Source organism: Actinopolymorpha pittospori (assembly GCF_014873875.1).
GTDB classification, from domain to species: Bacteria; Actinomycetota; Actinomycetes; order Propionibacteriales; family Actinopolymorphaceae; genus Actinopolymorpha; species Actinopolymorpha pittospori.
In genome coordinates, this window is record NZ_JADBEM010000001.1 from 2,120,221 (window position 1) to 2,146,003 (window position 25,783).

A 25,783-nucleotide genomic window follows, 5' to 3' on the forward strand; every position below is an offset into this window, starting at 1 on the left:
TATCGGAGGCCACCGACAGGGCGTATGGTCGGCAGCTGCCGGTGACGGGTCGCAGCCCGCCTTCGAACACCGACCGCGCCAGGAGGTGCCCGTGGTGTTGCCGACCCTCGTTGTCGTCAGTGGACCTGCTGGTGGGTACGGCAAGACCACCCTCGCCCACGAGATCGCTCGAGCGGTCGGCTGTCCTGCGATCTGTCGCGACGAGATCAAGGAGGGCATGGTCCACGCCAACCCCGGGTTCGAGCCTGGCCCTGGGGACGCGTTGACCCAGCGAACCCTTCCCACGTTCTTCGCTGTGCTGGAGCTTCTCCTTCGTGCGGGAACGACCGTGGTTGCCGAGGCGGCGTTCCAGGACAGGCTGTGGCGGCCCGGTCTCGAACCACTCGTGCGCCTCGCGCGGGTTCGGATCATCCGCTGCACGGTCGACCCGGACACCGCACGGGCCAGAAACCTCCAGCGCCTCGCGGCAAACCCCGTTCGGAAGGCCGCGCACACTCCGCCCCGCGCCACCGGCCGCCGCGACGGTGCGTTCGATCCCATCTCCCTTGCCGTGCCGACGCTCCTCGTCGACACGACAGCTGGCTACGACCCTCGCCTGCCCGACATCGACGTTCGTCAACGGTTCTGATGTGGTCGACGAACAGCTTCTTTGACGGCGTGGCCAGCGGAGAGCGCGCCTAGGATCGGCGATGTTGGTCACCGACGTATCCGACGGGGGAAGGGACGTGGCGACTGTGAGGATGGCAAGGGCGCTGGCAAAGGAGGCGATTCGCCGCGCGACCGGCGCGGAGCGGGAGCGAACGGCCCTGACGCCTGACGAAGCCAATGCTCAGTTCCGTGAAGAAGTCGCGAAGCTGGAGTTTCCGCCGGACTGGTCCCAGCCGCACGAGCCGTTTCCTCGGGTGGCTGTCGACGGAGCCGGGATCATGTACGGACCCGGGACGGGCGCTGACCAGGCGAGGCTGCTGTGGCGATGCGCGTGGTACCGCGTGCTGCTCGAGGCGGACTCGGAGGTGGAGCGGCTGGCCGTGTTCGAGCGGCTGGCTCGGGTCCCGGAGGCGATCAACCACCCAGGGATCGTCGAGGCGAAGGCCGGCGACCTCAGCGTGCTCGCCCGCTTCGTGGAGTTGAACTGTCCAGCCTGCGCCGACTGAGCGGGCTACTCGCCGGTGAGTCCGTCCAGCGACTCCCGGATGAGGTCGGCATGGCCGTTGTGCCGCGCGTACTCCTCGATCATGTGACAGAGGATCCAGCGCAGGCTCGGTGACTGACCGTCCGGCCAGGCGTGCTGGGCCAACTGCTCCAGTCCGCCGCTCGTCAGCGCCTTCGCGACGAGTGAACGCGACCGGTCCACGGCGTCCTGCCAGAGCGTGAAGAGTTGCTCCGGGGAGTCCGCGGCGGCCGAACGCCAGTCCCAGTCGGGGTCGGTGGCCCAGTCGACCGTGTCCCACGGGTGCTGTCGCTTCTGCCCGTGTAGGCGGTAGGAGAACCAGATGTCCTCGACGAGTGCCATGTGCTTGAGCATTCCGCCGAGTGTCATCGACGACGCGGCGACGCTCACCCGCAGACCGGCCGCGTCGACTCCGCCGCACTTCCACGCCAGGGTCGAGCGCTGGTAGTCCAGGAAACCCAGGAGCGTGGCGGTCTCGTCGGCCGCGAGAGGGGGTTCCGGGCGTCCCTGCTCGTCGATCATCGTCATGAGCGCAGAGTGTAGGGGCCGCGGACGGTCCCCGGCGTCGTCGGCCGGAACGAGCCGAGAACGAATAAGACAGAAGATGTCCAGTACGCCTGCCATCGTGGTCGCCGATCGCCCCAGAAAGGGAGTTTTCGACCGATGACCGAGATGATCACGCCGCGCGAGTTCCACGAGACTGCGGGCCTGGAGGACTGGCGGGTGCTGGGTGAAGGAGCATGCGCGTACTTCCGTACCGGGTCGTTTACGGCCGGCGCCCGGCTCGTGCACGCGATCGGCGACCTCACCGACCTCGACGAGCACCACCCCGACGTCGACGTGCGCTATGGCGGTGTGACCGTACGCCTGATCACGATCACCTCCGAGCACTACGGACTGAGCAAGCGCGACGTCGAGCTGGCCCGGGAGATCTCGGCAGTGGCGCGTGACCTGGGCTTCCCCGCCGACCCGACCGCCGTACAGACGGTCCAGGTCACGATCGACGCCATGGTCGGTCCGGACGTGACTCCGTTCTGGCGTGCGCTGCTCGGGTACGTGGACCGCGGCGACAGCACTGAGGACCTGATCGACCCGCAGGGACGCGGGGCACCGTTCTGGTTCCAGGAGATGGACGCGCCGCGCCCGCAGCGCAGCCGGGTTCACGTCGACGTCTGGGTTCCCTACGACCAGGCCGAGACCCGCATCGCGGCGGCCATCGCGGCCGGCGGACGCCTGGTGTCGGACGAGCACGCGCCGGGGCACTGGGTACTCGCCGACCCCGAGGGAAACGAGGCCTGCGTCGGCACCGCCGGGTGGACCGGGCCCGAGCCCACCCGCTCCACCGCTGCCCGGGCGCAGGCCGGCTGAGCCTTGCCGCGTCAGGTCGCGTTGACGGTCGGGTCGGCGAGGAGGACGAGAAGCTCGTCGAGGATGCCGGGAGCCGCCGCGACGGTGGTGGTGGAGTGGAGATCGTGGGGTTTGCCGTCGACGTCGACCACGTGGACGCCGGCTTCGCGGGCGATGACGACTCCCGCCGCGGTGTCCCAGGGTTTGTTGCTGAGCAGGATCGCTCCGTCGAGTCGCCCGGATGCGGTCCACACGAGGTCGATCGCGGCTGAGCCGAGCATGCGGATCCGTTCGGCTCGCTGACCGAGCAGGTTGGTGATCGCGAGACGCTTACGGTTCTTCGGCCCGGCACCCGGCCCCACGGCGTAGTCGCCGAGAGCGATGATCGCCGCGTCCAGCGTCGCCGTCGAGGCGGCGTGGACGAGTCGGTCGTTGAGGTGGGCGCCCTGCCCCTGGACGGCGTGGTAGCGCTCGTTCAGGAAGGGGAGTTCGACGACTCCGAGGATCGGGCGGTCGCGGTGGACGAGCCCGAGCGACGTGCCGCACATAGGCAGACCGTGGATCAGATTGGAGGTCCCGTCAACGGGGTCGAGCGCCCAGAACGGCTGGTCCTCCTCGAGCTGCTCCGCGCCTTCCTCCTCCCCCAGGAAGCCGATGCGCGGAGTGTGCTCGCGCAGGAAGGTACGGAGCTCCCGCTCGATGGCGTAGTCGAGGTCGGAGGCGAAGTCGCGGTCGCCCTTGGCGGTCACGGTTTCTGGTCGGTGGTCCAGGAGTCGTGCGCAGGCGATGTCCATGGCGGCCCGGGCGATCGGTAACAGGTCGTCGGGGGTGGTCATGGCCGGTTGCCTCGTTCCCACAGTGGCTGGCGAGTGATCATGACGGTAGGCGCTGTGCGTGCGCTGAGCAGAAGGCGTTGAGGTGGCCTGAGAGGACCGCCGGCGCCTCCAACCACGGCGAGTGTCCCGCGCCGGGAATCGCGGCGAGCGTGGCGTTGGGGATGACGCCGAGGAGCCTGCGGACGTTGGCGAGTGGTCGTGGATCCTCTTCGCCGTGGACGATCAGGGTCGGTGCGGTCACGTTCCTCGCGGCGGGGATCAGGTCGGATCGGCCGGTCCAGAGTTCCCGGTTCGCGCGCCAGTTGATCTCGAACGGAACGGACGCCGCCTCCCTCGCCCAGGTCTCGGCCATCGTGGGGTCGGCATACCCGGGCAGCCAGCACAGGGTGCGATATTCGACTTCCTCGTCCCAGTTTCGCTCCTGGTTCTCCAACTCCTCGAGGCGGTTCTGCTGCTCGACCGTGAGCCGCCTGGCGCTCTCCGCGTGGTACGGCGCCCGCCATTCGTTGCCCGGGCCGGTCCCGCTGCAGTGGATCACCGCCTGCACGTGGTCGGGATACGTCCAGGCGTAGGCGAGGACGAGCGTCGCTCCCCACGAGTGTCCGAAGACCGTCCACCGCTCGTGTCCCCAGTGCTGTCGCAGCGCGTCGAGGTCGGCGACCGCGCGTTCGACGCGGTAGTCGTCTGGTCCGGTCGAGCGGCCGCAACCTCGTTGGTCGTACCGATGGACCAGGTGGGTCGAGTCCAGCATGGCGGCGACCGGGCCGAGGTCGTCCCACAGCCCCGGCCCGCCATGACACAGGATGACGGGCGATCCGCCCTCGGGGCCGGAGCTCAGGGTCCACAGCTGTGCACCGTCGTCGACCGTCACCGCGCGTTCCCGTACGTCGTTCACCGACGCAGACTTCCGGGTGCGCGGGGCCGCCGTCAACACGAATCGGTCGGAACACGCCCGCGACTCAGGTCGCCCGCGCCGCCCGTGGTCGATGCGATGATCGACTTCGACCGAAGGGCGGTACGCGTGGAGATTCCCGAGGAGTTGCGGCAGTTCACGCAGGCGCGGGAGGGGTCCAAGGGGGTCGCCTGGCTGGCGTCGCTGCCGGACCTGGTCGACGAACTCCTGCAGCACTGGAACTGCGTCCCCGACGGACCCGTGGCCAGCGGCAAGGTGGGGATCGTCGTACCCGCGAAGTCGGCGAGTCACGGCGAGGTCGCGCTCAAGGTGTCCTTTCCACATCCGGCCAACCTGTACGAGCCCGACGCCTACGAGACGTGGCAGGGTCACGGCGCGGTCGCGTTGTTGGAGCGTGACGACACGCGTTTCGCGATGCTGCTCGAACGGATCGGGCCGAGCAAGCCGTACGAAGTGCTCCCTGTCGACGAAGCGATGGCGGTCGCGGGCGCGCTCGTCCGCCGGCTCGCCGTACCGGCGCCCTCGAACCTGCCCCGGCTGACGGCGATCACGGCCGAGTGGACCGAAACGATCGGCCGGGTCGCCGACCGGACCACCGATCGGCTGCCGGCCTCCGTCGTGGACGCGGCCCTGGAAACGGTCTGGGACCTCTGCTCCAACCAGCCGGACACGATGGTTCACGGAGATCTGCACTTCAACAACGTGCTGCGGGGCGTCCGAGAACCCTGGCAGGTCATCGATCCCAGAGGCTTCGCCGGCGATCCGGCCTACGACGCGATCACCCTGCTCCGTACCACCGCGGTCGGGGGCCGCGAACTGGGTTTCATCGATCCCGACGACTTCGAGCCGGGGATCCTGCGCTGGCTGACGATCTTCGCCGAGGCGGCCGAACTCGACCGGGACCACGTACGCCGATGGGCGCAGGCCCGCTGCCTCGCCAACGCGCAGTTCCTCCGCGAGCGGAACAGGCAGGCGTGGGTTCGGGGCGCTCACGACCAGATCGCCGTCCTCCTCGCCTGATCTCTGTGGGTGGTGGGCGCTAACCTCGCCCGCATGGTTTCGACGTCAGTGTGGCTTCGCCCCGTCGCCGAAGAGGATCTGCCGCTGTTGCGACGGTTCATGGTCGAGCCCGAACTCCTGGGGCTGGACTGGTCCGGATTCGTCGACGCGGGCACGGTCCGGCGCGAGTTCAGCGCCAACGGATTCCTCGGCAACGATCACGGGCTGCTCATCGTCGCCGCCGACGGCGAGGCCGCCGGTCACGTCTCCTGGCGGCCGGTGCAGCACGGCGGCGGAGGACGCTGCTGGGGCATGGGCATCGCGCTCGTCCCCGAATGGCGCGGGCGTGGCGTCGGCTGGCGCGCACACCGGGCACTGTGCGACTACCTGTTCGCCCAGAGCCCGGTGGACCGGATCGAGGCCGGCACGCGTGCGGACAACCACGCGGAGCAGCGTGCCCTCGAGCGCGCCGGCTTCACCCGCGAAGGGGTCCTGCGCTCTGCCCAGTTCAGTCACGGAGCGTGGCATGATCTCGTCGTCTACAGTCGCCTGCGTCAGGATCCGGACTGAGCGCCGAGCGACTCGTATTCTGACCCGATGAACGTGGAGTTCAGCGGCGAGATCTGGTACTGGAGGGGCCCTTCGCCCTGGTACTTCGTCACGGTGCCGGAAGAGGAGAGCCTCGACCTGCAGGAGACGTCCACGCGGGTGAGCTATGGCTGGGGCATGATCCCCGTCACCGCTCGGATCGGGGCAACCGAGTGGACCACCTCGCTGTTCCCCAAGGACGGACGTTACGTCGTCCCGGTGAAGACGAAGGTACGGAAGGCCGAGGACCTGTCCGAAGGCGAGACCGTGACGATTCGGCTGTCCGTCGACCTGTGACCCGCGGGCTCACCGGGCAGGACCCGACCGCCGAGACGAACGGAGCACCGCATGAGCAGAGTGGTCGTGGTCAACTTCCTGTCACTGGACGGCGTGATGCAGTCGGTCCTGTCGCCCGAGGAGGACCCGGACGGGGGATTCGCGGCCGGCGGCTGGGTGAGCCCCCACATCGACGACACGGTGGCGGGTGTGATGGCCGACGTCACCACGAAGGCCGGCGCTCTGCTTCTGGGGCGAAGGACCTACGAGATCTTCGCCGCGCAGTGGCCCTACGCCGACGACACCGAGCCTGCGGTCGCCGCCATGAACCGGATCCCGAAGTACGTCGCGTCGCGCACGATCAGTTCCGGTCCCTGGAACGACACGAGGGTGCTGGGTGCGGACGTGCCCGCCGAGGTCGCTGACCTCAGGTCCCGGCCGGGCGGCGACATCGTGGTGTTCGGTAGCGGACAGTTGATCCAGACGTTGATCGAGCACTCCCTCGTCGACGAGTACCGCTTGCTGGTGTTCCCGCTGGTCATCGGTTCGGGCAAGCGGATGTTCCGCGAGGGCGGGGCCCCGGCGAACCTCCGTCTCGTGGACACCCTGACCTCGGGCTCGGGCGTGGTGATCGCGACGTACCACCCGGCGACGGCACCTGGACAGGAGCGATCGTGACGGTTCTCCCGGCTGAGGTCCTTTCGCGCTTCGACCTGGGCGCTCCGGCGAGCGAGACGTTCGTCGGCGAAGGCATGATGGGGAGCGTCTGGAAGGCCGAGACCTCCCGGGGACCGTTCGCGATCAAGAGGTTGCATCGTGCCGTGGATCCGGTCGCCGTCGAGCAGGACTGCGCCTTCCAGGAACTCGCGCTCTCCGAGGGGATCCGGCTTCCCCGCCCCGTGCGTGCCCGCGACGGCGGCGTTCTCGCTCGTGCTCAGGACGCCGACTGGCGTGTGTATGAGTGGATGGACTGCTCCGGGTTCGAGGGGGCCGAGGTCACCCCCGCCCTCGCCGCCGAGATCGGAGCCACCCTGGCCCGGATCCACGCGCTCGGAGCACCCGCGTCGGAGGTGTCACCGTGGCTGGCTACCCCTCCCGCGGCGAGCACCTGGGAAGCATTCGCCGCTCGCGCCAAGGAGCAGGGCGTGTCCTGGTACTCCGCTGTGGAGTCAGCCCGCACGGAGTTCGCCGTGCTGGCCGCCGACGCGGCTGGATCCCCGTCGCCGCCACCGAGGCGGTGCCACAACGACCTCATCCCGCAGAACGCTGGCCGCCATCCGGACGGCGGTCTCATCGTCCTGGACTGGGAGCACTCCGGTGCGCAGGCACCCGAACACGAACTCGGCTACGTGCTGACCCACTGGTGCGTGCTCCCCACCGGACGGGTCGACGTCGACGCCGCCCGCGCTCTGCTGCGCGGCTACCTCGACCTCGCCGATGAACCCGTCGAGGTGGGGCCCGGGACGTTCCGCTCGGCTGTCTGCAGCATGCTCAACTACACCGTCTTCGTGCTGAACACGGCCCTCAGCCCCGACCCGGTGAAGCAGAAGGCGGGCGAGGCCATGCTCGCCCAGGTGCTATCCCCGGTACTCAACCGTTCCGCGATCAGCCGGCTGGTCGAGGCCCTCCGCCCCGAGTGCTGATCCTGACGGTGATCCCTCGTCCGGCTTCCACTCCATCGCCATGCGCGGAAGGTCGATCCGCGTGACGTGGAATCCCAGGCGGGCATAGAGACCTCGCGCCGGATTGCTGGCGAAGACACTGAGCCTGGATCCGTGGACCGGGTGAGTGGTCCTTCGGCGTGGTAGCAGAGGAAGTGCCTTCTGGATCGGGAGAATCTGGAGTGTCGAAGTCCTGATCCAACCCGATCCAAAAGGCACTGACAGTGAAACTACCGTATGGGTGGTCGCGAGCCACGCCGGTCTTCGATGAGCAGAATCTGGTGTCGTGCGCGGGGCTGGTGCCGGTGATGGCGCTGGCGGAGCGGGCGGGCCTGTCGGAGCTGGTGGGCGAACGGGTCGCGATCACGGCGACGACGGTGGCTTCGGCGGCGGCCAACCCGGCGGGCAAGCTGGCCTCGATCATCGCGGGGATGGCCGCGGGCGCGGACTGTATCGATGATCTGGATGTGATCCGGTCGGGTGGGATGCGTCGGCTGTTTGGTGGGGTGTATGCGCCGGCGACGTTGGGTCAGTTTCTGCGGGAGTTCACCCATGGCCACACCCAGCAGTTGGCCTCGGTCGCGCGGGCCCATCTGGTCAACCTTGTCCAGGCCAGCGGGTTGTTGCCGGGTATCGAGGATCGGGTGTTCATCGATATCGACTCGTTGTTGCGCCCGGTGTATGGGCACGCCAAGCAGGGCGGGAGTTTCGGGCACACCAAGATCGGCGGCCGGCAGGTGTTGCGCCGGGGCCTGTCGCCGCTGGCGACCACGATCAGCACGATCCAGGGGGCGCCGGTGGTGGCCGGGATCCGGCTGCGCGCCGGACGGGCCGGCTCCGGCAAAGGCGCGGCGAGCATGGTGGCCGAGGCGATCGCCACCGCCCGCGCCGCCGGCGCCAGCGGGCAGATCCTGGTGAGGGGCGATTCGGCGTATGGCAACCACGCCGTGGTCGGCGCGTGTGTGAAGGCAGGCGTGCGGTTCTCGGTGGTGCTCACCAAGAACCCGGCCGTCACCGCCGCGATCGCCAGCATCGCCGAAGACGCCTGGACACCGGTGCACTACCCCGGTGCTGTCGTCGATGACGATACCGGTGAGTTGATTTCGGATGCTGAGGTCGCGGAGGTGGAGTTCACCGCGTTCACCTCCACCAAGCACCCGGTCACCGCCCGACTGGTCGTGCGCAGGGTCCGTGACCGCGCCCGCGACCAGGCCGGCGAGGAGGAGCTGTTCCCGGTATGGCGTCATCACCCGTTCTTCACCAACAACACCGAACCCACCGCCGATGCTGACATCACCCACCGCCGGCACGCGATCATCGAAACGGTGTTCGCTGACCTGATCGACGGGCCGTTGGCGCACCTGCCCTCAGGCCGGTTCGCCGCGAACAGCGCGTGGGCGATCTGCGCCGCCATCTGCCACAACCTGCTCCGCGCCGCCGGAACCCTCACCAGCCCCCGCCACGCCCTCGCCCGCGGCGCGACGCTTCGCCGTCACATCGTCACCGTCCCCGCCAGGATCGCCCGCCCTCAGCGCCGGCCCGTCCTGCACCTGCCCGAGCACTGGCCCTGGGCCCAACACTGGAAAACCCTGTGGAACAACGTGTTCCGCCCTGCGACCGGGCCACCACGCCTCGCCTGAAACCTGCCCACCCGCCGTCAAGGCCCGACCAGAAACCAAAGGAAAGCTGGGCAGACCAGCGAGCCCGACCTGCCCAGCCGCAGCCCACACCACCAAACCCACAACCAAGATCACCAACCCACCCGGTCCACGGATCCAGGCTGAGTCGGACCGGAATGCCTCGCTGTTGCGCGGACCGAAGGACATCCCGGAGCAGCTGGGTACCGATGCCACGGCCTTGTGCCTCGGGGAGCACCGCTATCTCGTCGATGAAGTCGTACTCGTCCTTGTGGACTACGCACAGGTAGCCGACCGACCGCCCGTCCTCCTCGACTATCGCGATCGGTAGCTCGTCGAACTCCCTGTCGGCGCTGGTGCGCTGCTCAGCGTCGTCCCAACCCGAGATCTCCTCGACGTACGTTCGGAAGCCTGCACGCCTCACCTCGAAGAAGAACCCTCGATCGCTGCTCGTGGCGGGTCGGATTCGAAGGCGATTGGCGCACACCATTGCGCGAGGGTACGGTCCGGACCACCGTGGCGGCACCAGGGGGTCGAGGAGGGGAGGAAGCGGATGAGCACGATGGGACCCAACCCACCACCGTCCCCCAGGGAGGACAACCACCCATGAGCCAGGACGTGCCGTTCGCGGCCGGTGAGAAGGAGAGCCTCCACACCAGTCTCGACCGTCACCGCGACGTCGTGGTGTGGAAGCTGGAGGGCTTGGACGACGAGCAGGTGCGCCGGCCGATGGTCCCCTCCGGGACGAGCCTTCTCGGCCTGGTCAAGCATCTCGCGTCCATAGAGTTCGGATGGTTCTGCGAAACCTTCGGACGACCGTCGGAGTGGATCGCCTGGGACCCGGACGACTGTGACGGGGACGCGCGGGTGGAGCCGCACGAAACGACAGCGGACATCCTTGCTTCCTACGCCCGCGCCCGTGCCGCCGCGGACAGTGTGATCGACGAGCTTGACCTCGACCAGGTTGCGACACCTCCACCGGGGCTCGGGTCCGGCGAGGTGACGTTGCGGTGGCTGCTCATCCACGTGCTCGAGGACACCGCCCGCCACGCCGGTCACATGGACATCCTCCGCGAACTCATCGACGGGAGGATTGGCGATCACCCCCGTGAGGAGAACGCACCCACGTGAGGTGCGAGGTGGGACAACCGGGGCGTGGGATCCGGAAGCAGGTCTAGTGGTGTGGGCTCTGCCTCGGGCCTGGTTTCGTCGCGGACAGGTAGGCGAGGGCTGATCGGGTACGGCCCTGTCCCTGCTCGACCAGCGGACGGAGCCGGGCTGTGAGTTCGTCTCGCTCCTCTGGCGCCAGGGCTTGCTGGATCGCCTCACCGAGACTGGGGACTCTGGGGTTCGGGACGGTGCGTAGGTAGGAGTCCCATGACTGCGGTTTCTGGTCCCTGACCTCGACGAGGAGCTGGAGCCGGATGTCGGTGAACCCGGCGCGCTCGGCCAGGTCCACGAGGTCGCGCTCGTCGAAGTCGACCATGGAGTCGTTATCGCGTTCGAACACGGCGCGGACGCGGGCGACGATGGCTTCCAGTCCCGGCAGGTCGTGCCCCCGCAGCGATCCGGGCGACTTCGGCCTGCCGAAGCGGTTGATCGGCTCGAACAGCGAAACGCGCCCGTGTGGGCGGAGGACCCGGTAGAACTCCTGGAAGGCCCGCTCCTTGTCCTTCACGTAGATGAGGACCGAGCGGGTGGTCACCACATCGACCGACTGGTCGCTGATGGGTCCCAGGTCGTCGGCCGAGGCGAGCGCGAACCGGCATCGATCGAGTACGCCGAGGTCTGACGCGGCGGACTCGCAGACGTCGAGCAGGTCCTGGGAAATGTCGGAGAACACCACCTGTGAGGCGTCTCGGTCGAGGGCGCCGAAACCGATCAGACCATCGCCGCAGCCGACATCCAGCAGCGCCTCTCCGTCGGAGAGAGAGGCGTTGTCCAGCACCGTGTCGCGAATCCCGCCGAGGTACTGCAACGTCGCCGTACGGTCCTGGCCAGCGAACCTGCCCTCCAGTAGCCACTGTCCCCACCGGTCACGAACAGCCACGCCGTCCACCTCCGCATCAGTCGCCCCACGCCCGTGCCCACGGTCGCTGCATTCTTCCGCCCAGACGTCTCGCCGGCAACGTAGGAGTGGGCCCTCCGAGTGATCCCGTCGGTCGCCACAACCGCTGGGCACGCTCGGCGTACGTCCTCCATGATGGATGCCGTGAACGAGCAGCCGCTTGCTGGTGGCCACCTGACCGATGAACTTGTTCGCATCGGCTCGACGGTCCGCCGGACTCGTGGACCGCACTCGCCCTTTGTCGAGGAACTGCTCGGGTATCTGGAGTCGGTCGGCTATCCCTATGCGCCTCGATACCGTGGCGTTGACGAGGCCGGCCGGGACATCTTCACCTACATTCCAGGTAACACCTCGGATCACCCACGCCAACGGGCGCCTGACGCATCCAAGCTTGGCGCACGGATGCTGCGCCAGCTCCACGACGTCACCACAGGGCACGCCCTGGCCGCCGGTGCGAAGTGTGTCACCCATGGCGACGCGGGCGACAACAACACCCTCTTTCGGAACGGTTGCCCGATCGCCTTCATCGACTGGGACTTTGCTGGACCAGGCAGGCGCATCGATGATGTCGCATACATGGCGTGGAGCTGGTCCATCTACCCCGTCGAGCAGGTCCCGATCCCGTACCAAGCCGAGCAGGTCCGTGACGTACGTGATGGCTACGGCTATCCCTGGGCTGACGAACTCGTACACGCCATGGTTCACCAGCAGACTGTCCTGATCAACGAGGAGTCAGCGCACCTCGCCAACCTTGCGTTGCCAGCAGCCCGACGAGATCAGGCGCTGCATGCAATCGAGTGGGCAACCGCAAGTCGAGATACGGTCAACCGACACATCGACGTCCTCCTCTCCGCACTGCGCTGAGCCGCCGCGGTCGCGGCCCGCGGTCGCAGCTCATGTCCCGCGTCGATGCCGGCTCCGTCAGCAAACCATGAGGTGAGGCGCGGCCGGGTTCCTTGACAGGCAAGTAGCGACTTGCCTATGGTTCCGGGAGTGGGTGACCTGTTCAAAGCGCTGTCCGACCGGACCCGGCGGGCGATCCTGGACGAACTGATCGAGCGCGACGGCCAGACTCTGTTCGAGCTCTGCGGCCGTCTCATCTCCCGGCACGGTGTGAGCGCTACGAGACAGGCCATCTCCCAGCACCTCGACGTGCTCGAATCAGCTGGACTCGTCCGGACCGAGCGCTCGGGTCGATACAAGTTCCATCACATCGACACCTCGCCCCTGCGCGAGATCGGTGAGCGATGGCCACAGCCGACGAAGGAGTCAGACTGATGAGGATCACCGTCACCAGCGTCCTGGTGGACGACCAGGAGAAGGCGCTTGCCTTCTACACCGACCTGCTCGGGTTCGTGAAGAAGCACGACGTGCCCGCCGGTGGGGCGAGATGGCTGACCGTCGTCTCGCCCGAGGACCCCGATGGCGTCGAACTGTTGCTCGAGCCCAGCGGGCATCCCGCCGTCGGCCCGTTCAAGGAGGCGCTCGTCAACGACGGAATCCCGTTCACCTCGTTCACCGTCAAGGATGTCCAGGCCGAGTACGACCGCCTCCGGGGCCTCGGCGTGACGTTCACCCAACCTCCGACGCAGATGGGCCCGGTCACGACGGCCGTGTTCGACGACACCTGCGGAAACCTCATCCAGATCGCGGCGATGTAGCGAGGTTTCCTCGTCGGCCGGCCTGGTCCGGGCTCAGCGCGCCGGAGTCGGGGCGTCCTAGCTCAGGGTTGGATGTCGAGCCACTCCTGGAAGGAGGGGCCGGCGAGCTTGGCGTGGGGGCCGGGCAGGAACGCGCCGCTGGCGGCGAGTTCGGCATCGGGTAGGCCCGAGTTGTCGACGCCGACGACCTTGATGCCCCGGCGGGTGCCGAGGAGTGTGGCTGCCTCGGCCATGGTCTCCTTGCGGGGTCCGGCGATCTCGGGGATCGGTGTTCCGGGAGCGGGCTGGGTGGGCGCGTCTGCGTCGGTGGCCAGATCGACCAGTTCCTCGGCCACGGTACGGCAGGACACGAGCTGGGTGGGCAAGGCCGGGACGTAGGCGACGTCGCCCTGCCGCCAGTCCAGAAGCTGACCGACGAACTCGTGGAACTGCGCGGCCCGCAGAATGCGAGCAGGGAGGGGGCCGGACACGTTGGCCTCCTCGTGCACCTGCTGGGCGGCGATGAAGCCCGCGGTGGCCCTGTCGGTGCCGATGATGGATACGACGACGATCTGGCCGACTCCAGCCTTCTGGCCGAACTCGTGCAGGTTGCGGGTCGCCGTACGGAAGAACTCCGTCGCGGCCTCCTGGTCGGAGGCGTGCCACGACGCGACGTCGATGATGACATCGACCCCGGTGAGGGCCTCGGCGAGGCCCTCACCGGTGATGATGTCCACGCCGGTGGCTCGGGACATCCGAACGACCTGGTCCCCCCGTTCGGCGAGGACGTCGACGACGTGGCGTCCTAGCCGCCCGGTTGCCCCTGCCACCGCGAACTTACTGACGCTCATGTTCGATGCCTTTCTTGCGTACGTGTCAGAACTTGCCGCCCTCAGGGCGAGGAACGGTGTGCGGTCCCCCCGCCCGGGCCTGAGTGCTACGCGCCGTAGTTCTGGCCGGGTGGTCTTCCGGGGATCGGCTTGGCGATGAGGGCGGCGGGGGTGAAGAAGCCGATGTGAGCGATCGCCATGACGAGCATCCAGAGCGCCTTGTCGTCGTAGTGCGCGGACGCCTTGGCGTGCAACTCGTCGGGGACGCGCTCCCCGAACGGGTTCGGGGTGAGGACGGCCTCCATGAGCTCAAGCGCGACCCGCTCGGCATCGGTGAAGTACGGGGCGTCCCGCCAGGTCGCCACGGCGGTGATGCGCTCCTCTGATTCCCCAGCCTTGCGGAGGTTGGTGGTTTCTCGGATGGTGAAGTACGTGCTGCCGAGGCGTTGCCAGCACGGAGCTGCAGCAGGCTGATGGTGGTCGGTGGAATCAGACTGTTCCGGATCGAGTCGTGCAGGCCTTCGGCGATTCCTGCCATCTCCGGGATGAACTGCAGGGGGTTGGGCATCCGCGACCGCAGGCCCTCCTGCTTGGTCGTCGTGTCGGTCGTCGTGGGTGCGGACATGATGCGGCCTTCCCTTCACAACTTCGTCTCTGGTGATGCATGCCGCCCGGATCCTTCGCGCGGCGTGTCGACGAACACGAGACGCTGGCGCTCCAACCCCTGTGACGGCGCGATCATGTGACGTGGGCCACCGATCGCAGGTGTCACAGGGCGGTGGGGGCCGGCGTCTTGTGCGCGTGTGTGCAAAGCCAGTGCCAGTGCCAGGAGCGAACAGGCAGGAGTCGGGAATGAGCGAGCGCAGCGAACGGACCACGGACACCGCGGAGCCGCTGGAGCGAGCCGACCGGGTGGACTCCGTGGACTCCGCCACCGAGGCGTTCGTTGCCCACCGCAACCTGCTCTTCACCGTCGCCTACGAGATGCTCGGTTCGGCCGCCGACGCCGAGGACGTTCTGCAGGAGACCTGGCTGCGCTGGGTGGGCGTTGATCTCGCCACGGTGCGGGAGGAACGCGCCTACCTGGTGCGGATCGTCACCAGGCAGGCACTGGACCGGCTGCGTGCGCTCGGTCGGCGCAAGGAGTCCTACGTCGGGCCGTGGTTGCCCGAGCCGTTGCTGACCGCGCCTGATGTGGCCGAGGACGTCGAGTTGGCCGAGAGCGTCTCGATGGCGATGCTGCTGGTGCTGGAGACGCTCGGGCCGACCGAGCGGGCGGTGTTCGTGCTGCGCGAGGTGTTCGATCTGGACTACGACGAGATCGCCGAAGCCGTCGACAAGACCCCCGCTGCGGTCCGCCAGATCGCCCACCGGGCGCGCTCACATGTCGCGGCGCGCCGACCACGCGGCATCGCCTCCCCGGCCGAGATTCAGGGCGCGCTCCAGGCGTTCCAGCGCGCGGTCGAAACCGGCGACCTGCAGAGCCTGCTGGACATCCTCGCGCCGGACGTCGTCGGCCTGAGCGACGGCGGCGGAGTCAAACATGCCCTGCTGCGGCCCGTCGTGGGGATCGGCAAGGTGGCTCGCTTGCTGGAGGGCGGCTGGTGGAAGCGCGACGCCGAAAGGTCGGTCGAGCCGGTACAGGTCAATGGCAGCCCGGCGCTCCTCGTCCGAATCGACGGGGAGATCGACGGCGTGGTGGCGGTGCGGGTCGAAAACGGCTACGTCACCGGCCTCTACCACGTGCGCAATCCCGAGAAGCTGTCGCGTCTGGAGCGGGAGACCGCCGTGAGCCGTTGAGTCCCAACGACCTACAGCCCACTACGCCCCGGTGGGCCGCTACCAGTTCGCAACGTGACCGCTGGAGGCTCCCTGCGAGGTAGCGGAACCACGCGTACTACCGTGCCGTTCCAGAGCGAACTCATCGGTTCGGCTGCAGTGAGGCAGAGTCCCGATCAAGGGGTAGCCCGCAAGTTGCACCATGGAATCAGCCTTGGATTTTCGGCAGCCTGTGTCGCTAACGTACCCAGCATGCACATAGCGATACCCGAGGCTCCTTATGGCATTGAGGTTCTGAGCCCAGTCCAGTACGGGCAGGTCCCCGGGCAGCCTGTGTGGGAAGGGGGGCTCTACCTGGACCTGATGCTGCCGACGCCAAGGCCCCCGGAGCTGGCGCCGGCGGTCCTCTACTTTCACGCCGGTGGCTGGCGAACAGGCGACCGCAGCTACGGCATGTATCCCTGGCACGGCCCAGTGCTTGCCGCGCACGGATTCATCGTCGGGAGTGTCAGCTACAGGATGAGCAGCAAGGCTGCGTTCCCCGCCCAGCTTCACGACGCCAAGGCAGCCGTGCGGTGGCTCCGAGCGAATTCGTCAAGCTACGGGATCGACCCTGATCGCATCGGCACCTGGGGTGACTCGGCCGGCGGGCAGCTTGCTGCGCTGCTCGGCACGACAGCAGACCGGGCGGACCTCGAAGGGGATTGCGGCTCGCCCGGATGGTCCAGCGCGGTGCAGGCCGTGATCATGCGCTGCGCACCAAGTGACTTCCTGACGCTTCCCCAGGATCAGGCCGAGGTACTGGACACGTTGTTCGGAGGTCCGCGCTCAGATACGACGGACCTGCGTCAGCTGGCAAGTCCAGCAGCGCACGTGCACGCCGGGACCGCACCGTTCCTGATAGTGCACGGCACCCGAGACGAGACAGTTCCCTTCGCGCAAGCGCAAACCATGGCTGACACGCTGAGCAGCCACGATGTCGACGTCACCTTGCACGTCATGGAGGACGTGTTCCACAACCTCCAGACCAACATAGATCTACCATGGGGATCCGAGCCATGGACCGAACTTGGCTGGCTGGCTCTCGACTACTTCCTTCGAACGCTGGGGTGAGGCGTACCTTCGTTCGGTTGACAACGGTGTGCACTTCACTCTGTGGCGCCGAACCGCTTGGCGAGGTCGCGGTGTGCTTGCGCGGTCCTGCCTGCTGGAGAAACGTGGGAACGTTCTGCGGTTGTGCGACTGAGACGCTGCTCGATCGTCTCGGCAAAGGCCAAGTGACGCGCGCGAGCGTACTCGCGGCAAGACAGACAGGTCACACTCTCTGGCCGTTCGGAAGTCATGGCATATGAGACCCGCAACCCGCATCCCGTAGTCACAACCCGCGGTAGGTCAGCGGCCAAGCCGAACGTAGCGGCCAGCATGTTGCGCACACCGGCAGCGCTACGGACGACCTTCGAATCGACATGAATGTGCGGATCACTCTGACTCAACTCGGAAGCCCCCACTGGCCCTCGCCGTACTTCGTCCATTCGGCCCGACTCGTGGCGACTTTGACCTCATAATTCGGCCCGATCGATTCCGTCCACGTGAGCCCGGCTTGCTGGTACCTGATCTCTGTGCCTGGCCAGCGCCACGCGCCGGGCTTGACGGCTCGGAACTCGAACAGGACCACGGTCTTGTCGCCTTCGTCGGCAAGTTGGTCGCCGGGAGCGATGCGCCTGCCGATGACGGACTCAGACTGTCGGTCGCCGGGATCGAATCGGTCAAGGCCTCCGTCCGTGGCCCAGATCAGGGGTGGGCTGTCCTCGAAGTCGGCGCTTCGGTAGAGGCGGACGTCAACCAACTCGATGCCGCCAGGTGCGCCGGGGGTCTTGGCGGATCGGATCGTCAGCGGGAACGGTGACCTGTTCTTGAAGACGGGGCCGGCGAGGTAGATGCGGTCGTTGACCATCACGGGAACCCCGAGGTAGGCGTCGCGCATCCCGTCCTCGACAGCAATGCCAGGAAGTGGGACAGCACGATTCACAAGCGCGCCGACCACCGGAAGTGCTCCGAGCAGGATGATCCTCTGCTTGGTCGCCCAGCCCATGTTTCCCCCATGCTCATCACTGGTGAGCGTCAGGCGCCGTGGTCGCAGTGTGCTGTGTGATTGATGGTCGGCAGGGGTGTGATAACCACTCGGCCTGAGCGGTCGCTGGATTGTAGCGACCGCGTGGGCAGGTCGGCCAGAGTCAAGGAGCGACAGGAGTTGGTCGGTCCTGCCTCGGATGGCGGAGGTCAGGAGCCACAAGCTTCCGCGGTTCGGTCGGACCGGCACTCCGTCGTCGGCTCGTATCCCCTAGGCGCAGACGATTCCAGCATTGGCGCGTGGCCAACGCTCGACGTCACGGTCCACGCGAAGGTAAACGGCGTCCGGGTCGGATGGCGCGAGCCAGAGTTGGAGATCGTCGGATCGATAACCGGTGTCCCGAGCGTCTGCGGGCAGTGCGGCGTCCTGCCGAAGCCCTTTGCGTAACTCCCTCGGGAACACCCCTTCCGGGTCGCGCACATACAGTCGGGCCTGCGTGATCGACGAGGCGACCGTGCCCAGCGGCCAACCGATGTAGAGCAGTACGGCACTGTCCCAGTGGCAGTGTTCTGGTCCGGCGACGGTGTTGAGCTCCGTGGTGTCGACCTGGCGATCCCCGTTCGTCCAGGTGAGTCCGGGGGAGGACTTCGGAGGCGAGAAGTAGTCACGTACCTGGTCTGGCGAGGTGGGCGAACCGGCGCAAGCGCCGCCAACCAGCGCCAGGACCGCCACCAGAAGCAGTCTCATGCACAGATTGACGCCGAGGAGTTCGGAGCGGTTGCCCGGGACCAAGAATGGTTGCGGGCGGGGTGTGACGGCGCTCCAGCACATGAGGCGGCTGGTGAAGCCGGCATCGCGGGGCCGTTGGTAGGCCCCGGTCACCTCGGCGGAGACGTGCGGTGGACCCAGGTGCCCGACACCCTCCTCAAGGAGCTTGCCGCGTCCATCCTCGTCACGACGGGTCGTGGATACAAGACTTGTTCTTGGTCCCTCGTGCCTCACAGACTGACGTCGTCGATCCGGTCGTGAACCAGCCGCTCGTCGCTGCGTCGCTCCAGCCGGAACCCCGAACGACCACCACCGGTGCGACTTCCGGCTCAGAAGCCAGCCTGAACGGACGGAGGAGACCCATGAACGTGCGCCCAGACGAACGACCGCCAACAGGACTCGACATCGCTGATGTACAGCGACGACTTCGCTTGCCGAAAGCGACAGTCACCTGGCTACACAACCTGCACGTTCCGGTCACATCAGAGGCACCGGTACTCCCCGACGACAGCGACGCGGGTGAGCTGCTCGACAAGCTGGGCGTCGATGCGATCGACCGTGCCGCCACCCTTGAAGCTCGGCCGGACCCGGCGGCACACGCCGCGCTCTGGTCGATCCTCGAGGCGGCCTATCACGATCTACGACTCACCATGGGTATGCCACCCACGGGCGGCGGATGGCCCGCGCTACCCCCGCACACCGGCCCGTCGGGCGGCACCTCCTTGTCTGGGTATGCCTCACGATCTTGCCCCACGTACGTCGCTACCACGCCGAGCACCGCCTCCCCGATGACATCTCTTGGGCCAGCCTGGCAGCGTTGGGCGCCGAGATGGAATGGTCCAGACAGGTCACCGGCATCAGTGGCTTGGACGCCACTTGGGGCATGCCGCGGGTCTTCCGGGGAGTCACCTACCGGCTTGGACGGCTCGCGTTCGACCGTCAGCGACCGAGGTCCGGCCCGCCAGACCATCCCATCCTCCCTCTGGGCCACAGCGGACTGAACACCCACGTTCCATCCGACGGCGGGCCCCTGGAGCCTGCCGCCTGCGACAACTCGTTCAGCACGGCCCTGGAGTTCTTCCCCAACCGCTTCCCAGAGCAAGTCGTTGCCTTCGGCTGTCACTCCTGGCTCATGGATGAGCAACTGGCGACCTACCTCCCGAAGACGTCGAACATCCTTCGCTTTCAGGGCCGATTTGAGACCTTTACCGACCGCGAGCAAGCCGACTGGGCGCCGCTGGAAAACCTGTTTCACCGACGCTACGAGGGTAAGAACGTCTCCACGGAACTGCTCGACGAACTCCCTCAAGACAGCACCCTTCAACGAGCCATCGTTCGCCACCTACGCGGTGGCGGCCACTGGTACAACCAGACAGGTTGGATCTTGATCTAACCGGCCCTCACATGCTGGCCCGCGATGTGAGGTCGTCGACCAGGTGCTCACTTTCGCCCGACATTGCAGGTCGTAGGTAACGCTGGGGACATCCCAACCCGCGGTCATCGTCCGACGCTATAGGAGAGGTTCGGACACCCACACCGTCTAGGCTGCGTCGCACACCGACGACGGAGGTGCTGAGCATGACGGGGAACAACCGGCTTCGATGCGACGACTGTTCCGTCCTCGTGGAGGGACCTAATCTTGAAGCCTTCAGCGACGCCTACCTTGCTCACGCCCGCTCCCGACACCCGGACTGGTCGTTCTCGGATATGGCCATCCGCAACGTCGCTGAGGCGACCCAGCGGATCACCGGTTCAACGAAGCGGCTCGACACCATCGGCCCGGTGACCATTCATCCTGTCTCAGTCTCGCGAATCTCCGATTGGCTGGACTTCTTCGACCACCACGCCTTCGCGGGCAATCCCGTCGACGCGTGCTGTTACTGCGCCGGACCGCACGTGATTCGACGTGGACAGCAGGGTGGGATCGAACAGCGCCCGTGGCGTCAGAACCGTGAACTCATGATCAGCCTCCTCCGCAGCGGCCGAGCCTACGGTTACCTCGCCTACGTCGACGACAAGCCGGCCGGATGGGTCAACGCCTCGACGCGGTCCGAATGTGAGACTTACCGGCTCGGCGACAGCGGCGACCCTTCGGATCGGGACGTCATCGCCATCTCCTGCTTCGGGATCGCCCCGCCTTACCGAGGGCACGGACTCGTGCACCTGCTACTCCAGCGAGTCCTAGGCGACGCGGCGTCCAGAGGTGCGCACTGGGTCGAGGCCTATCCCTTCAATGAGCAGGAGAATGTCGACGAGGACAACTGGCTGGGGCAAGCCGTGCTCCTTGCCGCTCACGGGTTCGAGGCCGTAGGGACTCTGCGGCGACAGAGTGTGATGCGCGTCCGCGTCAACCCCGCGTGACACCGCATGCGAGGCCAGTCTGAGGGCTGCTCAGACGTCGAGGCCGTGTCGAACAGGACCGGATCAGTGGGCTAACGGCCCCCTAATGGCCAGGTGACGCGGGACAGCAGGGCCTACCGGTCCGTCACGTCGGCCGACAGTAAGGTATTGGGTCTCACTTCGCCCTCGTGCGAAACTTCGTGGAGGATCGATCGGAACGAAAATGTGAGGGTGTGGTGAGACCTACTGCGGGGCCTTGTGAGCAAGACGGAGTAGCCGAGCCTTCCGTCCCGGAACCGCCTGCGGCCAGAACGCCCGCCTCGGGGAACCTTGCCCCGGCAGATGCCGCCGAGCTGCTCCAGCGTCAGGATCGCCTGCAGCGCGAGGTCACCCGGATGGAGGCGGAGCTGGATCTCGGTCGTCTGCTCGGACGGGTGGGCCGGGTCGAGCGGATCGGCAGTGCAGCGTCGGGGCTGATGGTCTGGCGTGATCTCGACCTCAGCATCTACTGCACCGGGCCCGACCCCGGCCGGGACGTCGCCGCTGCACTCGGCGAGCTGCTGGGCCATCCGGGCATCCGGGCAGCCGATTACCGCGACGAGCTTGGTCCGCGCAGTCCGTCGGGCGGCGAGCATGACCAGCGCCACTACGCGACCCTGCGCTACGTCGCCGGCGACGGCGAGTGGTGGAAGATCGACCTGTCGTTCTGGACGGACGCCGGTCCGCGGGACGAGTTCATCGACCCTGCGGCGCTGCAACGACGACTCACCGACGAGACCCGGCTCGCGATCCTGTGGATCAAGGACGTTCTCCACAGGCTGGACGGCTATCTCCGCGAGTTCGCCGGCATCGACGTCTACGACGCGGTACTCAACCACGGAGTGCGCACACCGGCCGAGTTCGAGGTGTATCTGGCCCGACGACGCACGTAGTCGACGGGGCCCCTTCGTATCGCGTACCGGGCAAGGGCGACCTATCAATAGCGTCGGCCGCATGTTTCGCGAGGCACAGTCCACGGACTTCGACGCCATCATGGCCCTCTACCGCCAACTGCACCCCCACGATCCCCCCATCACCGACGGATCCGACCGTGTCACCTTCGACCAGATCCTCGCCACCGAGTGGCTCCACCTCTACGTACTGGAGCAGGACGAGACGGTCATCGCCACCACCTACCTCAACCTCATCCCCAACATCACCCGATCCGCCTCGCCGTACGCAGTGATCGAGAACGTCGTCGTCGACGAAACACGACGCGGCCGCGGCCACGGAAAGATGATCATTGCTCACACACTCCAGCAAGCTTGGGACGCCGGCTGTTACAAGGCCATGCTCATGACCGGATCCCGTCGGGAATCGACACACGCCTTCTACCGAGCCTGCGGCTTCTCCGCAGACGACAAGACCGGCTACACCGCTCGGCCGCCCCGGGAATCCACCGATGCTGATGCAACACGAACGCGTGACGAGGTTGCACCTGTCGGCCCGGCGTGACAGTTCTGGGACGTGATGGCGCGGGCTGGCAATGACTGCGTACTGGTCCGCGGGACGGCTGCACGCGCCTCCCCGCCGGGGCGGCCGCTGAGCTAAGAGGGCAGGTCAAGGCGGGCCAGTTCGGTCCGGTTGGTCACGCCGAGCTTCGGGAACGCGCGGTAGAGATGGTGGCCGACGGTTTTCGGGCTGATAAAGAGCTGCGCCCCGATCTCTTTGTTCGTGGCCCCGCTGGCGGCAAGCCGGACGATCTGCAGTTCCTGGGGGGTGAGCGCGGCGAGCGGATCGTCGGCGCGATCCATGATTGATTCGCCCGCCGCACGCAGTTCGGCGCGAGCGTGGTTGGCCCACAAGACGGCTCCCAACTGCTCGAAATGCGTCAGTGCCGCCCGTAATTGTCGTCGTGCTTCGTGCTTCCGGCGGGACCTGCGTAGCCACTCGCCGTACAGCAGCATGCTCCTTGCTTGTTGGAAGCCGAGATCGGGACAGCTGACCGCCTGCTCGAAATGCCGCAGCCCGGCGGCCAGGTCCCCTACCGACAGCGCTGGTGACGGGTCAATCCCGAGGACCGGCAGGCAGTCCTCGACGGCAACGCTCTGGGCTGGGCCTTTGTGGTGGAGCGGGTGAGGGGATGCGGATACTCTGTGCCGCTGTGACGGACGACCAAGGCATTCGCGGCGTCCTGTTCGACTCTGGTGGTGTGTTGATCGGCCCGGTTGGCGGGCGCTGGAACCCGCGGTACGACTTCGAGAGCATCGTCGTCGAGCACTACCCCGAGACCCGGGTGGAACTCTTCCCAAAGGCGTTCGCTGTCGGCCAACGGACGCTCGATGCGACCACCACGACAGTGAACCGCACTGTCTACCACCGCGCCATGCTGCAGGTTCTCGGCATCGACGAGCCCTCCGAGGCGCTGCTTCACGAGCTTGAGGCGCCGGCGGCCGGACCGACCATCGAGCCCTTTCCTGACGTACGCCCCGTCCTTGACCAACTTCAGGCGTGGGGCGTGGGCATGTCAGTCGTCTCTGACAACTGGGCCGGGTTGGAGCTGGGCTATCGCGCACTCGGCATCGAGCACTACTTTGCCGGCTTCGTTATCTCGGAGGTACTTGGCTGTTGCAAGCCGGATCCGCGGATGTACGCGGCCGGAAGCGATCTTCTCGGTCTCGATCCCGGCGAATGCTTGTTCATCGACGATGATCCCGAGCTGGTCTCCGCCGCGATCCAACTCGGGTACCAAGGAGTTGCTCTCATACGGGTGGGCCAGCACCCGGCGACCGTCCCGGCGATCACCACACTCGATGAGCTGCTGCCTCTCGTTGCAGGAGCTCGACGTAGCGGACCCGTTGCAGGTGCACGGGAGGATTGCCCGCCGAGTGACCTTACGTCGAGTCGGTCGCATGAGCGCACTAACGCTGATTCTCGCGCAGCGGATTCAACCCCAGCTTGATCACTCGTATTCGTAGCGGAGGTGTCGTCCGCCCCACCAGGGGACTTCGGTGGTGGGGAGGTCGGCGTGGCGGAGGACGGGTGAGTAGGCGCGTCGGTCGAGGCGGACGATGGTTTCGTTATCGCGGTTTTCGATTGTGCCGCCGGTGGAGAGGAATCGGCGTTGCAGGGTGTCGGGTGTGGCGGTGGCGTAGCCGGGGAGGCGTCGGCGGAGCGCGGCGCAGATGGTGTGGGCGAGTACGGAGAGCACGACGTCGAGGTCGATGTTGAGGGGGACCGCGCCGGCGAGGGCGTCCAGGCCGAAGGAGCGGATGGCTTCGGCGAGGCGTTGTTCGATGTTCATCCGCCTGGCGTAGGCCTCGATCACGTGTTTGGTCGGGGTGGTGCGATTGTTGGTGATCAGGATGGTGGGTTCGTCGTGCCCGAGTCCGGTGATGGCGAGTTGGCGTAGCGTGCTGGGGTAGGCCGAGAGTGTGGCGGCGGGGTCTTCGATCACGCGGACACGGCGGGTTTTCCCGCCCGCTCGGGCGATGGTGAGTGGTGTCCAGTCCTTGGCGGGCAAGGCATGTAGGTGTTCGGTGAGTTTCGGGGTGCGGGCGCGCAGGGTGATGAAGGCGATGCCGCGGGCGTCGAGGTCGGCGAGCTGGGCCTGGGTGGTGACCTTGGAATCGAAGATCAACAGTTTCGGGTCCGCTCCGGAGGTTGTGCGCCAGTGGTCGGCGAAGGCGAGGATTTCGTTGTTCTGGTTGGCTTTGGCGAGGTCGGCGTTGGCGTAGAGCAGGGTGTGGGTGGCCGCGTCTTCGGCGAAGAAGGTCAACACTGAGCGGGTGCGTTGCGAACGTCTGGGCACGTAGTGTTTTTCCAACGCGGGGTCGGCGCCCCAGTGCATGACGGCGTGGAAGTCGAGGTTGATCGCCTCGCCGTGCGCGAGCCCTGCGGCGAGGCTGGCTTTGTCCAGTGCGGCAAGGAATCGTTGTTGCCGGGTGTGGTCGAGCCGGTAGGAGTAGGTGGTCAGCGCGGTGGCCTTGGGCAGGCTGGTCAGCCCGGCGAACAACGCCGCACCGGGGTCGGTGGCGATGTCGTCGATGTGGGAGACGCGGCGGGTGGTGGTGAGTTTGATCGCCAGCAGCGACAGGATCGAGCTGATCGCCGGGATCACAGACGTGCCGGGATAGCCCGCGGCCCGCACCAGGCCGGGCAGGTCCAGTGCCACCAGATCGGGGATGGTCAGCAGTAGCCCGGCCATCCGGGTGTCGGCGTGGGCGGGCAGGACGGCGAAGTCGATCACCTTGGTGCGGGGCTGGGATTCGCGTCGGGGTAGGCCGCGCTCGGCGTGCGGACGGGGCCACAAGCGTGGGAACCCTTCCTCGGCCAGGACTTCGGCGACCCCGGTGCGGTTGAGCGGAGTGTCCTCCTCGGCGAGCGCGGCAGCGATCTCCTGGGCCGAGTGGCCCAACCGGCGCAGCTCGATGATCCTGGTGCGGGCCGCTTCCTTGGCCGGGGCCGTCTTCGGGCCCGGACGCGAGCTCTGGAAGAACTCGCAGCGTCCGGCCCGGAAGTCCCGCACCAGCGACTGCAGCGTCGTCAGGGTGTAGCCGAAGCGGGTCGCCGCCTCCGCCGCTGAGACTCCCTCGAACAGGTACGCGCGCAGTGCCTCGTAACGACGCTGGTTCGCCGCTGCTGGGGCGGCGAAGTACTCACTGCCCCGACGGGCCGCTTCTGGGGTGGATATCGCTGCTTGTTCCACGATTCAACTACAGCAAGCGACACGATCGCGGTCAACGTGACACGCCGATCACTGGCGGCGACAGAGCGCAACGGCAGCCATCGCTGCGTCTCTCCCGCCGTCGTACTCCAAGTGAGATCGTGCTCGCTCATCACATCCGGGTCGGACGACAATCCGAAATCCGCCACAACAG

31 protein-coding genes and 1 pseudogene are annotated in these 25,783 nt (G+C 67.1%); 20 read left to right on the top strand and 12 right to left on the bottom strand.

What is annotated here, in order from left to right; translation table 11 throughout:
• Window positions 1–91 precede the first annotated feature (91 nt).
• Together HEB94_RS10005 and HEB94_RS10010 are read left to right on the top strand one after the other, a co-directional pair.
• Entirely contained in the window at window positions 92–628 is a 537-nt protein-coding gene (locus tag HEB94_RS10005) for an AAA family ATPase (protein WP_192749637.1), read from the top strand.
• Between the two features lie 97 nt (window positions 629–725).
• Window positions 726–1,154, top strand: a complete 429-nt coding sequence (locus tag HEB94_RS10010; RefSeq protein ID WP_192749638.1) for a hypothetical protein — start codon at window positions 726–728, stop codon at window positions 1,152–1,154.
• Between the two features lie 5 nt (window positions 1,155–1,159).
• Here the strand turns inward: HEB94_RS10010 and HEB94_RS10015 are convergent, their stop codons facing one another.
• Window positions 1,160–1,699 carry a DinB family protein gene (locus HEB94_RS10015; protein ID WP_192749639.1) on the bottom strand — a complete coding sequence of 180 codons (540 nt, stop codon included), beginning with the start codon at window positions 1,697–1,699 and terminating at the stop codon, window positions 1,160–1,162.
• Window positions 1,700–1,834: 135 nt separating this feature from the next.
• Between HEB94_RS10015 and HEB94_RS10020 the strand changes: the two genes are divergently transcribed.
• Window positions 1,835–2,539, top strand: a complete 705-nt coding sequence (locus HEB94_RS10020; RefSeq protein WP_192749640.1) for a VOC family protein — start codon at window positions 1,835–1,837, stop codon at window positions 2,537–2,539.
• 11 nt (window positions 2,540–2,550) lie between these two features.
• Here the strand turns inward: HEB94_RS10020 and HEB94_RS10025 are convergent, their stop codons facing one another.
• Window positions 2,551–3,354, bottom strand: coding sequence for an inositol monophosphatase family protein (locus HEB94_RS10025; RefSeq protein ID WP_192749641.1), 804 nt, complete (start codon window positions 3,352–3,354; stop codon window positions 2,551–2,553).
• A 37-nt stretch (window positions 3,355–3,391) separates the two neighbouring features.
• Entirely contained in the window at window positions 3,392–4,249 is an 858-nt protein-coding gene (locus tag HEB94_RS10030; protein ID WP_192749642.1) for an alpha/beta fold hydrolase, read from the bottom strand.
• Between the two features lie 96 nt (window positions 4,250–4,345).
• Here HEB94_RS10030 and HEB94_RS10035 point away from each other — a divergent pair, with 96 nt between their 5' ends.
• The 6 genes from HEB94_RS10035 to HEB94_RS10060 all read left to right on the top strand — a co-directional run bounded on the left by HEB94_RS10035 (window position 4,346) and on the right by HEB94_RS10060 (window position 9,431).
• A complete protein-coding gene (locus tag HEB94_RS10035) occupies window positions 4,346–5,287 on the top strand; it encodes an aminoglycoside phosphotransferase family protein (protein ID WP_192749643.1) in 942 nt (313 codons plus the stop codon).
• 33 nt (window positions 5,288–5,320) lie between these two features.
• Window positions 5,321–5,836 (top strand): GNAT family N-acetyltransferase, encoded by a 516-nt coding sequence (locus tag HEB94_RS10040; protein ID WP_192749644.1) that lies wholly within the window; start codon window positions 5,321–5,323, stop codon window positions 5,834–5,836.
• A gap of 27 nt (window positions 5,837–5,863) precedes the next feature.
• Window positions 5,864–6,151, top strand: a complete 288-nt coding sequence (locus HEB94_RS10045; RefSeq protein WP_192749645.1) for a DUF1905 domain-containing protein — start codon at window positions 5,864–5,866, stop codon at window positions 6,149–6,151.
• Between the two features lie 51 nt (window positions 6,152–6,202).
• The gene (locus HEB94_RS10050; RefSeq protein WP_192749646.1) at window positions 6,203–6,808 is read left to right on the top strand and encodes a dihydrofolate reductase family protein; all 606 of its coding nucleotides are present in this window, start codon (window positions 6,203–6,205) and stop codon (window positions 6,806–6,808) included.
• The gene (locus tag HEB94_RS10055; RefSeq protein ID WP_192749647.1) at window positions 6,805–7,773 is read left to right on the top strand and encodes a phosphotransferase; all 969 of its coding nucleotides are present in this window, start codon (window positions 6,805–6,807) and stop codon (window positions 7,771–7,773) included. The genes HEB94_RS10050 and HEB94_RS10055 overlap by 4 nt, the downstream gene beginning before the upstream one ends.
• A 242-nt stretch (window positions 7,774–8,015) precedes the next feature.
• Window positions 8,016–9,431, top strand: a complete 1,416-nt coding sequence (locus HEB94_RS10060; RefSeq protein ID WP_192749648.1) for an IS1380 family transposase — start codon at window positions 8,016–8,018, stop codon at window positions 9,429–9,431.
• 148 nt (window positions 9,432–9,579) lie between these two features.
• Here HEB94_RS10060 and HEB94_RS10065 read toward each other — a convergent pair.
• A pseudogene (locus HEB94_RS10065) lies at window positions 9,580–9,918 on the bottom strand (GNAT family N-acetyltransferase); the annotation flags it as partial.
• 116 nt (window positions 9,919–10,034) lie between these two features.
• Between HEB94_RS10065 and HEB94_RS10070 the strand changes: the two are divergent.
• Window positions 10,035–10,559 (top strand): DinB family protein, encoded by a 525-nt coding sequence (locus HEB94_RS10070; protein WP_192749649.1) that lies wholly within the window; start codon window positions 10,035–10,037, stop codon window positions 10,557–10,559.
• A 43-nt stretch (window positions 10,560–10,602) separates the two neighbouring features.
• Here HEB94_RS10070 and HEB94_RS10075 read toward each other — a convergent pair whose 3' ends face one another.
• Entirely contained in the window at window positions 10,603–11,478 is an 876-nt protein-coding gene (locus HEB94_RS10075; protein ID WP_337917573.1) for a class I SAM-dependent methyltransferase, read from the bottom strand.
• Between the two features lie 153 nt (window positions 11,479–11,631).
• On the opposite strand from HEB94_RS10075, the gene HEB94_RS10080 reads away from it, so the two are divergent.
• The 3 genes from HEB94_RS10080 to HEB94_RS10090 all read left to right on the top strand — a co-directional run bounded on the left by HEB94_RS10080 (window position 11,632) and on the right by HEB94_RS10090 (window position 13,157).
• Window positions 11,632–12,360, top strand: coding sequence for an aminoglycoside phosphotransferase family protein (locus tag HEB94_RS10080; RefSeq protein ID WP_238361482.1), 729 nt, complete (start codon window positions 11,632–11,634; stop codon window positions 12,358–12,360).
• A 129-nt stretch (window positions 12,361–12,489) separates the two neighbouring features.
• Window positions 12,490–12,774, top strand: coding sequence for an ArsR/SmtB family transcription factor (locus tag HEB94_RS10085; RefSeq protein ID WP_337917574.1), 285 nt, complete (start codon window positions 12,490–12,492; stop codon window positions 12,772–12,774).
• Complete coding sequence (locus HEB94_RS10090; protein ID WP_192749652.1) at window positions 12,774–13,157, top strand: VOC family protein; 384 nt, start codon at window positions 12,774–12,776, stop codon at window positions 13,155–13,157. Before HEB94_RS10085 ends, HEB94_RS10090 begins: the two co-directional genes overlap by 1 nt.
• A gap of 62 nt (window positions 13,158–13,219) precedes the next feature.
• On the opposite strand, the gene HEB94_RS10095 is transcribed toward HEB94_RS10090, so the two are convergent.
• Complete coding sequence (locus HEB94_RS10095) at window positions 13,220–13,987, bottom strand: SDR family oxidoreductase (protein WP_192749653.1); 768 nt, start codon at window positions 13,985–13,987, stop codon at window positions 13,220–13,222.
• An 86-nt stretch (window positions 13,988–14,073) separates the two neighbouring features.
• A complete protein-coding gene (locus HEB94_RS49140; RefSeq protein WP_202896254.1) occupies window positions 14,074–14,331 on the bottom strand; it encodes a carboxymuconolactone decarboxylase family protein in 258 nt (85 codons plus the stop codon).
• Between the two features lie 487 nt (window positions 14,332–14,818).
• Between HEB94_RS49140 and HEB94_RS10105 the strand changes: the two genes are divergently transcribed.
• Entirely contained in the window at window positions 14,819–15,766 is a 948-nt protein-coding gene (locus HEB94_RS10105; RefSeq protein WP_192749654.1) for an RNA polymerase sigma-70 factor, read from the top strand.
• Between the two features lie 231 nt (window positions 15,767–15,997).
• Window positions 15,998–16,858, top strand: a complete 861-nt coding sequence (locus tag HEB94_RS10110; protein WP_192749655.1) for an alpha/beta hydrolase — start codon at window positions 15,998–16,000, stop codon at window positions 16,856–16,858.
• 376 nt (window positions 16,859–17,234) lie between these two features.
• Here the strand turns inward: HEB94_RS10110 and HEB94_RS10115 are convergent, their stop codons facing one another.
• The 3 genes from HEB94_RS10115 to HEB94_RS10125 all read right to left on the bottom strand — a co-directional run bounded on the left by HEB94_RS10115 (window position 17,235) and on the right by HEB94_RS10125 (window position 19,219).
• Window positions 17,235–17,837, bottom strand: coding sequence for a hypothetical protein (locus HEB94_RS10115; protein WP_192749656.1), 603 nt, complete (start codon window positions 17,835–17,837; stop codon window positions 17,235–17,237).
• A 249-nt stretch (window positions 17,838–18,086) separates the two neighbouring features.
• Window positions 18,087–18,563, bottom strand: a complete 477-nt coding sequence (locus HEB94_RS10120; protein WP_192749657.1) for a hypothetical protein — start codon at window positions 18,561–18,563, stop codon at window positions 18,087–18,089.
• 503 nt (window positions 18,564–19,066) lie between these two features.
• On the bottom strand, window positions 19,067–19,219 hold the full coding sequence (locus HEB94_RS10125; RefSeq protein WP_192749658.1) for a hypothetical protein: 153 nt from the start codon (window positions 19,217–19,219) through the stop codon (window positions 19,067–19,069).
• A 41-nt stretch (window positions 19,220–19,260) separates the two neighbouring features.
• Here HEB94_RS10125 and HEB94_RS10130 point away from each other — a divergent pair, with 41 nt between their 5' ends.
• The 4 genes from HEB94_RS10130 to HEB94_RS10145 all read left to right on the top strand — a co-directional run bounded on the left by HEB94_RS10130 (window position 19,261) and on the right by HEB94_RS10145 (window position 22,418).
• A complete protein-coding gene (locus tag HEB94_RS10130; RefSeq protein ID WP_192749659.1) occupies window positions 19,261–19,977 on the top strand; it encodes an acyltransferase domain-containing protein in 717 nt (238 codons plus the stop codon).
• A 185-nt stretch (window positions 19,978–20,162) separates the two neighbouring features.
• Window positions 20,163–20,945, top strand: a complete 783-nt coding sequence (locus tag HEB94_RS10135) for a GNAT family N-acetyltransferase (protein WP_192749660.1) — start codon at window positions 20,163–20,165, stop codon at window positions 20,943–20,945.
• A gap of 374 nt (window positions 20,946–21,319) precedes the next feature.
• On the top strand, window positions 21,320–21,856 hold the full coding sequence (locus tag HEB94_RS10140; protein WP_192749661.1) for a hypothetical protein: 537 nt from the start codon (window positions 21,320–21,322) through the stop codon (window positions 21,854–21,856).
• Window positions 21,857–21,917: 61 nt separating this feature from the next.
• Window positions 21,918–22,418: a GNAT family N-acetyltransferase gene (locus HEB94_RS10145; protein ID WP_192749662.1), complete on the top strand. Its 501-nt coding sequence runs from the start codon at window positions 21,918–21,920 to the stop codon at window positions 22,416–22,418.
• Window positions 22,419–22,510: 92 nt separating this feature from the next.
• Here the strand turns inward: HEB94_RS10145 and HEB94_RS52385 are convergent, their stop codons facing one another.
• A complete protein-coding gene (locus tag HEB94_RS52385; RefSeq protein ID WP_192749663.1) occupies window positions 22,511–22,870 on the bottom strand; it encodes a LuxR family transcriptional regulator in 360 nt (119 codons plus the stop codon).
• A gap of 197 nt (window positions 22,871–23,067) precedes the next feature.
• On the opposite strand from HEB94_RS52385, the gene HEB94_RS10155 reads away from it, so the two are divergent.
• Window positions 23,068–23,865: an HAD-IA family hydrolase gene (locus tag HEB94_RS10155; RefSeq protein ID WP_192749664.1), complete on the top strand. Its 798-nt coding sequence runs from the start codon at window positions 23,068–23,070 to the stop codon at window positions 23,863–23,865.
• Here the strand turns inward: HEB94_RS10155 and HEB94_RS10160 are convergent, their stop codons facing one another.
• Window positions 23,866–25,611, bottom strand: a complete 1,746-nt coding sequence (locus HEB94_RS10160) for a helix-turn-helix domain-containing protein (protein WP_192748393.1) — start codon at window positions 25,609–25,611, stop codon at window positions 23,866–23,868. It lies immediately after the preceding gene.
• Window positions 25,612–25,783 lie beyond the last annotated feature (172 nt).

Bases quoted from the DNA above. Each gene is read 5' to 3' on its own strand.
- HEB94_RS10040 (WP_192749644.1), top strand. From the start codon at position 5,321: ATGGTTTCGACGTCAGTGTGGCTTCGCCCCGTCGCCGAAGAGGATCTG.
- HEB94_RS10080 (WP_238361482.1), top strand. From the start codon at position 11,632: ATGGATGCCGTGAACGAGCAGCCGCTTGCTGGTGGCCACCTGACCGAT.
- HEB94_RS10105 (WP_192749654.1), top strand. From the start codon at position 14,819: ATGAGCGAGCGCAGCGAACGGACCACGGACACCGCGGAGCCGCTGGAG.
- HEB94_RS10115 (WP_192749656.1), bottom strand. From the start codon at position 17,837: ATGGGCTGGGCGACCAAGCAGAGGATCATCCTGCTCGGAGCACTTCCG.
- HEB94_RS10135 (WP_192749660.1), top strand. From the start codon at position 20,163: ATGACGGGGAACAACCGGCTTCGATGCGACGACTGTTCCGTCCTCGTG.
- HEB94_RS10120 (WP_192749657.1), bottom strand. From the start codon at position 18,563: ATGAGACTGCTTCTGGTGGCGGTCCTGGCGCTGGTTGGCGGCGCTTGC.
- HEB94_RS10140 (WP_192749661.1), top strand. From the start codon at position 21,320: ATGGAGGCGGAGCTGGATCTCGGTCGTCTGCTCGGACGGGTGGGCCGG.
- HEB94_RS10070 (WP_192749649.1), top strand. From the start codon at position 10,035: ATGAGCCAGGACGTGCCGTTCGCGGCCGGTGAGAAGGAGAGCCTCCAC.
- HEB94_RS10090 (WP_192749652.1), top strand. From the start codon at position 12,774: ATGAGGATCACCGTCACCAGCGTCCTGGTGGACGACCAGGAGAAGGCG.
- HEB94_RS10110 (WP_192749655.1), top strand. From the start codon at position 15,998: ATGCACATAGCGATACCCGAGGCTCCTTATGGCATTGAGGTTCTGAGC.
- HEB94_RS10050 (WP_192749646.1), top strand. From the start codon at position 6,203: ATGAGCAGAGTGGTCGTGGTCAACTTCCTGTCACTGGACGGCGTGATG.
- HEB94_RS10015 (WP_192749639.1), bottom strand. From the start codon at position 1,699: ATGACGATGATCGACGAGCAGGGACGCCCGGAACCCCCTCTCGCGGCC.
- HEB94_RS10025 (WP_192749641.1), bottom strand. From the start codon at position 3,354: ATGACCACCCCCGACGACCTGTTACCGATCGCCCGGGCCGCCATGGAC.
- HEB94_RS10095 (WP_192749653.1), bottom strand. From the start codon at position 13,987: ATGAGCGTCAGTAAGTTCGCGGTGGCAGGGGCAACCGGGCGGCTAGGA.
- HEB94_RS10020 (WP_192749640.1), top strand. From the start codon at position 1,835: ATGACCGAGATGATCACGCCGCGCGAGTTCCACGAGACTGCGGGCCTG.
- HEB94_RS10045 (WP_192749645.1), top strand. From the start codon at position 5,864: ATGAACGTGGAGTTCAGCGGCGAGATCTGGTACTGGAGGGGCCCTTCG.
- HEB94_RS10145 (WP_192749662.1), top strand. From the start codon at position 21,918: ATGTTTCGCGAGGCACAGTCCACGGACTTCGACGCCATCATGGCCCTC.
- HEB94_RS10035 (WP_192749643.1), top strand. From the start codon at position 4,346: ATGATCGACTTCGACCGAAGGGCGGTACGCGTGGAGATTCCCGAGGAG.
- HEB94_RS10130 (WP_192749659.1), top strand. From the start codon at position 19,261: ATGGCCCGCGCTACCCCCGCACACCGGCCCGTCGGGCGGCACCTCCTT.
- HEB94_RS52385 (WP_192749663.1), bottom strand. From the start codon at position 22,870: ATGCTGCTGTACGGCGAGTGGCTACGCAGGTCCCGCCGGAAGCACGAA.